At 68.1% G+C, this 8,693-nt stretch carries 7 protein-coding genes, 1 pseudogene and 1 riboswitch; of the genes and pseudogenes, 6 read left to right on the top strand and 2 right to left on the bottom strand.

All coding sequences use genetic code 11. The features are described from left to right. Positions 1 to 164: 164 nt before the first annotated feature. Positions 165 to 1,199 (bottom strand): annotated as a pseudogene (locus F3K02_RS15235) (ABC transporter permease); the annotation flags it as partial. 204 nt (positions 1,200 to 1,403) lie between these two features. Between F3K02_RS15235 and F3K02_RS15230 the strand changes: the two are divergent. Both F3K02_RS15230 and F3K02_RS15225 read left to right on the top strand, forming a co-directional pair. Beyond that, positions 1,404 to 2,285 (top strand): transglutaminase-like domain-containing protein, encoded by an 882-nt coding sequence (locus F3K02_RS15230; RefSeq protein WP_177136480.1) that lies wholly within the window; start codon positions 1,404 to 1,406, stop codon positions 2,283 to 2,285. Between the two features lie 114 nt (positions 2,286 to 2,399). Then, the gene (locus tag F3K02_RS15225) at positions 2,400 to 2,570 is read left to right on the top strand and encodes a hypothetical protein (RefSeq protein ID WP_177136479.1); all 171 of its coding nucleotides are present in this window, start codon (positions 2,400 to 2,402) and stop codon (positions 2,568 to 2,570) included. A 94-nt stretch (positions 2,571 to 2,664) separates the two neighbouring features. Here the strand turns inward: F3K02_RS15225 and F3K02_RS15220 are convergent, their stop codons facing one another. Next, positions 2,665 to 3,327, bottom strand: a complete 663-nt coding sequence (locus tag F3K02_RS15220; protein WP_177136478.1) for a class I SAM-dependent methyltransferase — start codon at positions 3,325 to 3,327, stop codon at positions 2,665 to 2,667. 228 nt (positions 3,328 to 3,555) lie between these two features. Between F3K02_RS15220 and F3K02_RS15215 the strand changes: the two genes are divergently transcribed. The 4 genes from F3K02_RS15215 to F3K02_RS15200 all read left to right on the top strand — a co-directional run. Continuing rightward, positions 3,556 to 4,209: a hypothetical protein gene (locus tag F3K02_RS15215; protein ID WP_177136477.1), complete on the top strand. Its 654-nt coding sequence runs from the start codon at positions 3,556 to 3,558 to the stop codon at positions 4,207 to 4,209. Positions 4,210 to 4,281: 72 nt separating this feature from the next. Then, positions 4,282 to 5,904, top strand: a complete 1,623-nt coding sequence (locus tag F3K02_RS15210) for a Tle-like phospholipase domain-containing protein (RefSeq protein WP_177136476.1) — start codon at positions 4,282 to 4,284, stop codon at positions 5,902 to 5,904. A 41-nt stretch (positions 5,905 to 5,945) separates the two neighbouring features. Next, positions 5,946 to 6,054, top strand: a riboswitch (TPP riboswitch). A 64-nt stretch (positions 6,055 to 6,118) separates the two neighbouring features. Continuing rightward, positions 6,119 to 7,189 carry a thiamine ABC transporter substrate-binding protein gene (locus F3K02_RS15205; RefSeq protein WP_177136475.1) on the top strand — a complete coding sequence of 357 codons (1,071 nt, stop codon included), beginning with the start codon at positions 6,119 to 6,121 and terminating at the stop codon, positions 7,187 to 7,189. A 130-nt stretch (positions 7,190 to 7,319) separates the two neighbouring features. Continuing rightward, positions 7,320 to 8,693, top strand: a 1,374-nt coding sequence (locus tag F3K02_RS15200) for an ABC transporter permease (protein ID WP_246309512.1), incomplete at its 3' end; no start/stop codon positions are given.

Raw genomic sequence — 8,693 nt, 5'->3', positions numbered from 1 at the left:
GCCAACAGGCAAGGTGGATCTCAAGCTTATAGGTGAAAGTGATATCAAGGTGGGCTCCCGAGTGGTCCACCGGATTTTCGGGGCTGGCGTCGTGCAGCAAATGGTCGCAAGTGGTCCCAACGGCGGGGTCATCTTTACGATCAAATTTTACAAAGGGGAACCGAAAAATAACCACCGCCCAGGTCACCGCCGAGCACGCGCAGCGCCAGCGCGGCCAGCGCCGTGCCCAGCGCGATGCCGAGCGCGCTGCCGATCAGGCCCAGCAGCGCCGATTCGGCCAGCACCAGGCGCAGCCGCTCCGGCGCCGAGAGGCCGAGCACGCCCAGCAGCGCGAACTGCTGCTGGCGCCGCGCCACCGAGAGCGAGAGCATGGAGAAGACCAGGAAGGCGCCGGTGAACAGGGCCACCAGCGCCAGCACCGTAAGGTTGACGCGGTAGGCGCGCGACAGGTTGCTGGCGCGTTCTCCCGCCTGCTCGGGGCGTTGCGCGATCACGCTGGGCGGCAGGTCCAGCGCGGCGAGCACGGCGTCGGGCCGGGCGCCCGGGGCCAGGCGCAGGTCGATGCGGCTGAGCGTGCCCACGCGGTCCGTCAGGTGCTGCGCGGCGGCCACGTCCATCACCAGCAGCGCCGCACCCGGGGCGTTCACCGTGCCGGCCACGCGCAGGGTCTGCAGGCGCAGGCCGGTCTGCACCTGCAGCCGGTGAAGGGCCGCGCCATCCCGGGCCAGCGCTTCGCGGGCGGCGGGGTTGAGGAACACCGCATCGGGGGCAAAGATGTCCAGCCGCCGGGCCGCACCGCCGTCGTCCTGGCGCGCCAGCACCGGCATGAGCGCGGGCGAAATCCGGGCCACCACCAAGGCGTCCACGCCGACGATCTTCACCGGCAGCTTGCGGTCGCCGGGCAGCAGCACGGCGGTGGGCCATTCGAGCACCGGGCTGGCCAGCGCCACATCGGGGTGCGCCGCCACACGCTCCAGCAGCGCGTCGTCCAGCGCGCCCTGGCGCGCGCGCAGCTCCAGGTCGGGCTGGCCGTTGACGGCGCTCACCGCGCTGGAGAACTCGGCCAGCGCCGAGGCGTTGATCAGCTGCACCGCAAACGCCAGCGCCACACCCAGCATCACCGCCACCACGGCCGAGGCGGTGCGCCACGGATGGTGGCGCAGTTCTTGCAATGAGAAGGTGGTCAGCAGCGCGCGCATGGGTTTGAGCTTAAGCCCATCCGCCGGCCCGGCGAGTTTGCCGGGGCATGCGCAGGCGGTCCGGTAGGTGCGGCATCGCACCGAAGCCCGAGGGCCGCGCGCGTAAGATTCTTTCTCTGTCAACTGGAGCTCACCGTCCCCCCAGCGCACAACGGCGCTGCCGCGCTGCACCAGCAGCCCCAACCCTTTTTTACGGTGATCCCCATGGTCCGCATCCACCTCGCCATCGACCTGAACTACACGGTCAACCCGCCCTCGGCGGACTTCATCTTCAACATCCAGGCGGCGCTCTCGCCGCAGCAGACCGTGGTCTGGGAAGAACTGCAGGTCAGCCAGCCGGTGCCGCTGGTCATGCACACCGACGCCGCCACGCGCAACCGCACCCTGCGCCTGACCGCCGGCGCGGGCCCGTTGCAGGTGCGCTACCGCGCCACGCTGGACATCCGGCACCACGTCGCCGCGCCCGAAACCGTGTTCGAGACCCCGGTGGCCCAGCTGCCGACCGACGCGCTGGTCTACATCTACCCCAGCCGCTACTGCCAGTCGGACTGCGTGACCGCGCTGGCCAACTCGCTGTTCGGGCAGATGCCGCAGGGCTATGGCCGCGTGCTGGCGATCAAGGACTGGGTGCAGAGCCAGGTCAAGTTCCAGTCCAACACCAGCAACTCCATGACCTCGGCGCTGGACACCCTGAACGACCACAAGGGCGTCTGCCGCGATTTCGCCCACCTCATGATCACGATGTGCCGCGCGCTCAACATCCCGGCGCGCTTCACCACCGCGATCGACTTCGGCGCCGATCCGGCCCTGGGCCCGACCGATTTCCATGCCTACGTCGAGGTCTACCTCGGCCACCGCTGGTACCTGTTCGACCCTTCCGGCACCGCGATTCCCATGGGTTTCGTGCGCATCGGTACCGGGCGCGATGCGGCCGATGCCTCGTTCGCCACCATCTTTGGCGGCGTGCAGGCGCAGGCGCCGGTCATCGACATCTCGGCCCAGGTGAATCCGCAGAACGGCTGGCAGATGCCGGTGCACCGCACCGAGGCGCTGTCCACCGACAGCGGCTGGCACACCGGCTTCTGACCGGTCCCGGGGGCTGGCGGGCCGGCGAGGCCGATCCGCCCGTCCGCCGGCGCCAGGCCCGGGCCGCGCCTGTGGCCTAATAAGGGGTTTTCAACTTTTCTCTCTGGAACCGACATGGGCAACAAAATCGTCACCGAAGCCGACCGCAAAGCCACCCCCCGTCCCACGCCCATCGCAGGCATGACCCTGGTCAGCCCTGGCCGCGGTCAGCGTGTGAGTCTGGAACGTGGCGTGGCCACCCGCTCGAAGAAGAACCCCGGCAAGCGCTCCAACAAGGGCGGCTGATCGGCTGTTCTGCCGGCCTCCGGGTCGGCACCCTGAAAAAGGTCCGTTGCGGACCTTTTTTTGTTTTCCGGAAGTGCTTTCGGGCTCCGTGCTCTCAGCGCCGGAACGTGAGGAAGCGGCCCTTGTAGGTCTCGCCGCCTTCCAGCGTCTTGTCGGCCGTGCGCATGGTCAGGCGGTAACCCAGGGCGGCCATCTCGCGGCAGAAGGCGCTGCGGTTGCTGCGGTCCGGGTCCACGATGATGATTTCGGCGTGCAGCGTCGCGTGCTGGTCGATGAAACGCGCGAGCTGGGCCGGCTGCTGGCGTTCGTAGAGCACGTCGCTGCCGATGATGAGGTCGAAGCGGCCCAGCCCGCTGGCGCCGCTGGCGTCGTCGAGCGCCCAGTTGCCGGGCTGGTAGGGCAGCGGGCCCAGGCCGTTGGCGAGCAGGTTTTCCTGCAGGAAGGTCTCGGTCAGCGGATGCCAGTCGGTCACGGTCACATCGCCTGCGCGGCGGTGGATCACCAGGCTGGCCAGCGCCAGGCCGGCGCCGATCTCCAGGATGCGTTTGCCTTCGATGGCGTGGCTGTGCATGGCCAGTGCGAGCACGCGCGCTGACGGCCAGACCTGGCCAAACAGCGGCCAGCCCGAGGCGCCCATGCCCGCGTCTTCGGCGCTGCCTAACGGGTCAGCGTATTGCTGGTTGTCGAGCAGGGAGCGGACGTCGTAATCCAATCCACCGATGTTGACGGTCTGTTGACGGACCTCGTAGCCGGGCATGGGGTGTTCTTTTCATGGTGCGTGTGCGGTGTGAAACGGTTCTGGTCGAACGGGCACAGCGCTTCCATGGGCACCATGGGCAGGGGCATGCGGGGCCGAGGAGGCAATCTCGCGGGTGGGCCGCGCAGTGGCTGCGGCCCGAACCACGGTAACACAGGGGGTGGATGCGCCGTGTAATGAAATCTTTCGATGTATATTTCACCGGCATATTGCAGGGAGCGAACACACATGACACGACCAGATCGATGGATCACCACCTTGAGCCTGTGCCTGCTGGCGGGGCTGGTGCAGACCGGCTGCTCGACGGCGGCGCAAGCCGTTGACCCGGCGCACATCAGCAGCCAGCAGCGCGACTTCGACAAGCAGACCGGCATCCTGCGCAAGCACATGCAGGACCTGCAGGCGCGCGGCGATCCGCTGGGGGACTACTACTACGCGCTGGCGAATTCGGACGGCTGGATCCACGACGTCACCGACCCGAAGGCCATCACGGCGCTGTTCGAGAAGGCCGCGGCCAAGGGGTCGATGGACGCGAAGATCCTGCTGGCGTTGCAGGTGGCGTCGGATGACGAGCTGCCAGGGCAACTGGATCACAGCCATGGACCAGGTAAAGACCTGAGCAAGTGGGAACAGGGGTTGGCGAAGCTCTTGCCGTTGGTTCATCAGCAATGCAGTGTCAGGCGGTTGGTGCTTGATATGGGCAAGCCTCAGGTGGCGTATTACTCCATTGCCTATGAAATTTGGCCCACTTTCAGAGACGGCTACTACCGCTACAACAGCGATGGCAGTCGCACCTTGTTGCGCGACCCGGAACGGCAGAAGGTCTGGGAGTCCATTCACAGAAACTGCCTCATGCCCCAAGACGAGTGGCTGTACGAGTGAGCGGCGCTCATGGACCACAGATTCCCGAACCAAGCCCTACAAGCCTTCAATCCGCTTGATGCGGCTATCGGCATGCGTTTGGCCTATTGGGCCTATGAACACAAAGACATCCTCGAAGCGGAGAAGGTCGCCAAGTATCCCGTTTCGTGGAAGCATGCTGAGCCGGGGGAAGAGCTTCCGGCCGATTGGCCCGTTGCCCGACAGGATGCCGAAGGCCGCTTGTTGCCTGGCAGCCCTGAAGGCTGGAACACCCAGCACAACGCGGACGGCCAGCTGGAGAACCAGTTCAAGGTTTCCATCAATCGCGAAACCCACGAAATCACTTTCGACTTCAAAGGCTCCGACGCCTGGAGCAACTGGAAGTCCGACCTGGGCAATGCCGGCGCCAGCGAGTTCGCCAAGATCCAGGAACAGGCGCAACGGGCTTTCGAGGCCCTCAAGAACGACGAGCGCTACAAAGACTACCGTTTCGCTGCCACCGGCCACAGCCTGGGTGGCGGCATGACGCAGAGCTTCGCGCTGCGGAACAACATCGACGCGTACGTCTACAACAGCCTGCCCATCGCCCGCGAAACCATCCGTGGCGACTACTACAAGGACGTGGGTGGTTATGACGCGGCGCTGGCGCGCTACCAGGCCTCAGGCCGGCAGGTGCACGACGTGCGCACGCCCAACGACATCGCCACCTACAACTACGAAGGGGTGTGGCAGGGCCAGTACCTCAGTCGCCGCATGGGGCAGGAGCCCACCGTCTTGCCGGGCCCGTCCGTGCCCAACTTCCTCAAGACCGCGCTGATGCTCAGCGGCAGCGGCACGCTGGTGGCGGGAGCCATCATGGGCCAGGATCACGCCAACCAGGCCCTGTTCAACGCCCAGCAAGGGCTGTCGGTGAATGCCCAGGGCCGCTACCGCATTCCCGAAGGCCATGCCGATTTCGCCCGGGTGCCGCCCGAAGCGCGCCAGCTGTTTGCCAAGCTGGGCGGATCGCCGGTGATCAAGGCCAGCTGCGTGGCGACCAGCGACGATGTTTCGCCGTTCGACCGGTTTCACATCCGGCACGAAGACGGCAGCATGGAGCACATCGGTGTCAACACCCGCACGGGCGACGTCGAGATCGACCACTACGACAAGCGCGGCCAGCGCACCTTGATCGAGATGAACGGCCGTCGCGCACAGCCGGCCCGGGTCACCGAATTCGATGCGGAGGGCCAACCCATCAAGACCGAAACCGTGGCCATGCGGGAAGGCGCGCCACCCAGCGGGCATGAGCAGACCCGAATGGCCCATGCCGAACCCCGGAAGCCGGCGCCCGAATCCGCTCCCGCGCTGAGCCCGGGGCAGCAGGCGCAGTTCTCACAGGCCTATCGGCAGACGAGCGAAGCGCTGCAGCGCCAGGGCTTGACCCCCACGCAGATCAGCCAGGTTTGTGCCGCAGCGGTGGCGCACTGCGCGCGCGTGGGCCAGGGCGAGCCCGAGCGCTTCCTGGTGAGCAAGGACGGGCAGCGTCTGGGGGTCGTGCACGAGGGGCGCATCCTGAGCGAAATGCCCATCGCCCCGGCGCTCGCACGCGGCACCGAAGCGCATCTGGCGCAGGCGGCGCAGCCGCGCGAGACCACACCGGCGGTGAACGAACAGGCCCAGGCGAGCCAGCACGTGGCGTCAGCGCCGCAGACCCCGGCGCCCGTGCGGATCTGAGGATCGGGTCCCCGCCACGCACCGCCCCGCTCTACAATCCGCAGCTTCACCGGGGGTGCCGGGCGCGCAACGACGCGAGCAGCGGCTGAGAAATACCCCTCTCACCTGATCTGGGTTGTGCCAGCGTAGGGAGCGTGAGCAGCCGGTCGCCGATGGATGCGAGCCGTCCCTGTCAGGCGCTTCCCGTGGCGTTTTTTCGACAAGGCGGCTTCACATGCAACGGCGGTTTTTTTCTGCGGCACTGGTTTCGATTTCCCTCGCGGCCCTGGGCGCAACGCCCGCGGTCTGGGCGCAGGCGGTGCCGCTGCGCGTGCTGACACACGGTTCGTTCGATCTGCCCAAGGAGCTGCTGGCGCAGTTCGAGAAAGACGCGGGCGTGAAGTTGCAGATCGTCAAGGCGGGTGACGCCGGCGAGATGGTCAACAAACTGATCCTCACCAAAGCCAAACCCATCGCCGACGTGGTCTACGGCATCGACAACACGCTGCTGCCGCGCGCGCTCGCCGCGGGTGTGATCGATCCCTACACCGGTCCCGCCGCCCAGCGCGCTTCGGCCGCGGCCATGGCCGAAGGCGCCGACAAGACCGGTGTGGTCTCGGGCGTGGTCCCGGTGGACTACGGCTTCGTGAACCTCAACGTCGACAAGGCCTGGTTCTCCAGCAAAGGCCTGGCGCTGCCGACCTCGCTCGAAGACCTCGCCAAACCCGCCTACGCCAAACTGCTCGTGGTGCAGAACCCGGCCACGTCCAGCCCCGGCCAGGCCTTCGTGTTCGCCACCATCGCCGGCCTGGGCGAAGAGGCCGCGTTCCAATGGTGGGGCCAGATGCGCGGCAACGGCGTGAAGGTGGTCAAGGGCTGGACCGAGGCCTACTACACCGAGTTCACGCGCAACGGTGGCACACGGCCCATCGTCGTCAGCTACGCCAGCAGCCCGGCGGCCGAGGTGTTCTACGCCAAGGAAAAACTCAGCGTCTCGCCCACCGCCAACCTGTTCCTCAAGGGCGGTGTGTTCCGCCAGGTCGAGGGCGTGGCGCTGGTCAAAGGTGGCAACCCGGCCGCGCGCGATGCCGCCGCCAAGTTCATCGAGTTCCTGCGCTCGGCCCCGGCCCAGCAGGCGCTGCAGACCACGATGTGGATGTTCCCGGCCGAAGCAGGCTCGGCGCGTGTGGACGTGATGAAGGCGCACGCGAGTGAGCCAGCTTCGTTTGACAACCCCAGCGCCACCGACATGAGCAGCAAGGCCAAGACCTGGCTGCAGCGCTGGACCAAGGTGGTCCTGAAGTGATGACCCCCCTGCGCCGCTGTGCGGCTTCCCCCCTGGAAGGGGGGCGCACCTGGTGGCCCGGCAAAGCCGGTTCCACGGGTGCCCTGGTCGGGGCACGTGCTCCGGCCGAGTGCCTGGGTTCAGCGCATTCATGCATGGATTGAGATCCCGCTGGCTGCTGCCCGCGCTGCCGCTGGCCTTTCTGGCGCTGCTGCTGGTGGCGCCGGTCGTGCGGCTGCTGGCCGAGGGCTTGGGCGCGGGGGAATGGTCCGGTGGCGAGCCGCTGCGCTGGCTCGATGTCTGGCAGGACGACTACCTGCGCTGGCGCGTGTTGTGGTCCCTGGCCCAGGCGGCGATCACCTGTGTGCTGGCCCTGGTGCTCGGCCTGCCCGTGGCCTGGGTGCTGGCGCGGCTGGAGTTCCCGGGCCGCGCGCTGGTGCTGCGCCTGCTGATGCTGCCCTTCGTGGTGCCCACGCTGGTGGCGGCGCTCGGCGTGCTGGCGCTCTGGGGGCCGCGCGGTCTGCTGGGTGCGCCGCTGGCCGGGGCCGGCATCGAGCTGGTGGACACGCCCTGGCTGCTGCTTTACGGCAACCTGTTCTTCAACCTCTGCGTGGTGGTGCGCGCCGGCGTGGACGCGCTGGAACAGGTGAGCGCGCCTCGGGTGGCCGCCGCACGCACGCTGGGTGCCACGCCCTGGCGCGCCTTCTGGCGCGTGGAGTGGCCGGCGATCGCGCCCTGGCTGGCGTCGGCGCTGTGCCTGGTGTTCCTCTACTGCTTTGCCGGCTTCGGCCTCGCGCTGATCCTGGGCGGACAGGACTACGCGACGGTGGAGGTCGAGATCTACACCCTGGTGGCGCACGAGCTGGAACTGGGCCAGGCGGGCGTGCTGGCGGTCTGGATGCTGCTGCTGACCGGCGCCGCGGCGCTGGCCTACGCCTGGCTGGAGAAGCGGCTCGCAGCGCCCGGCCGCGTGTCGCCGGTGCTGCGCCAACGACCTCGCAGCGGGGCGCAGTGGGTGTCAGTGGGGGCCGCGCTGGCGGTGCTGTTCGTGGTGTGTGCCGCGCCGCTGCTGGCCATCGTCTGGCGCGCAACGCAGGCGCTGCTGGGCGGGCAGGGCGCGGCCGTGCTGTTCGAAGCCGACACGCACGCGGCCCTCTGGAACACGCTGCGCTTCACCGCCCTGGCGTTGACCCTGGCCACCGCGCTCGGCCTCACGCACGCGCTGGCTGTGCGCGCGCTGGACGTGGCGAGCCTGCAGCGCCACGCCAGCGAGGCGCGCGGTGTGCTGGCGCTGGCCTGGCGCGCGGCGGCCTTCCTGCCCTTTGTGGTCTCGCCGGTCACGGTCGCGTTCGGCCTGTTGCTGCTCTACCCGGACTGGACCGCGAGCCTGGTCTTGCTGGTTGCGGCCTACGCGCTGCTGGCCTACCCCTTCGTGGCCAAGTCGCTCACCGCCGCGCTCGACAGCCTGCCCGCCAGCTACGCGCAGGCCGCGGCCACGCTGGGCGCGCGGCCGTGGCGCGTGTTG

This window comes from Hydrogenophaga aromaticivorans (assembly GCF_013387465.1).
Classification (GTDB): domain Bacteria; phylum Pseudomonadota; class Gammaproteobacteria; order Burkholderiales; family Burkholderiaceae_C; genus Hydrogenophaga; species Hydrogenophaga aromaticivorans.
Note: the sequence above shows the minus strand (reverse complement) of the source record. Positions and strands in the feature narration are given on the sequence as shown.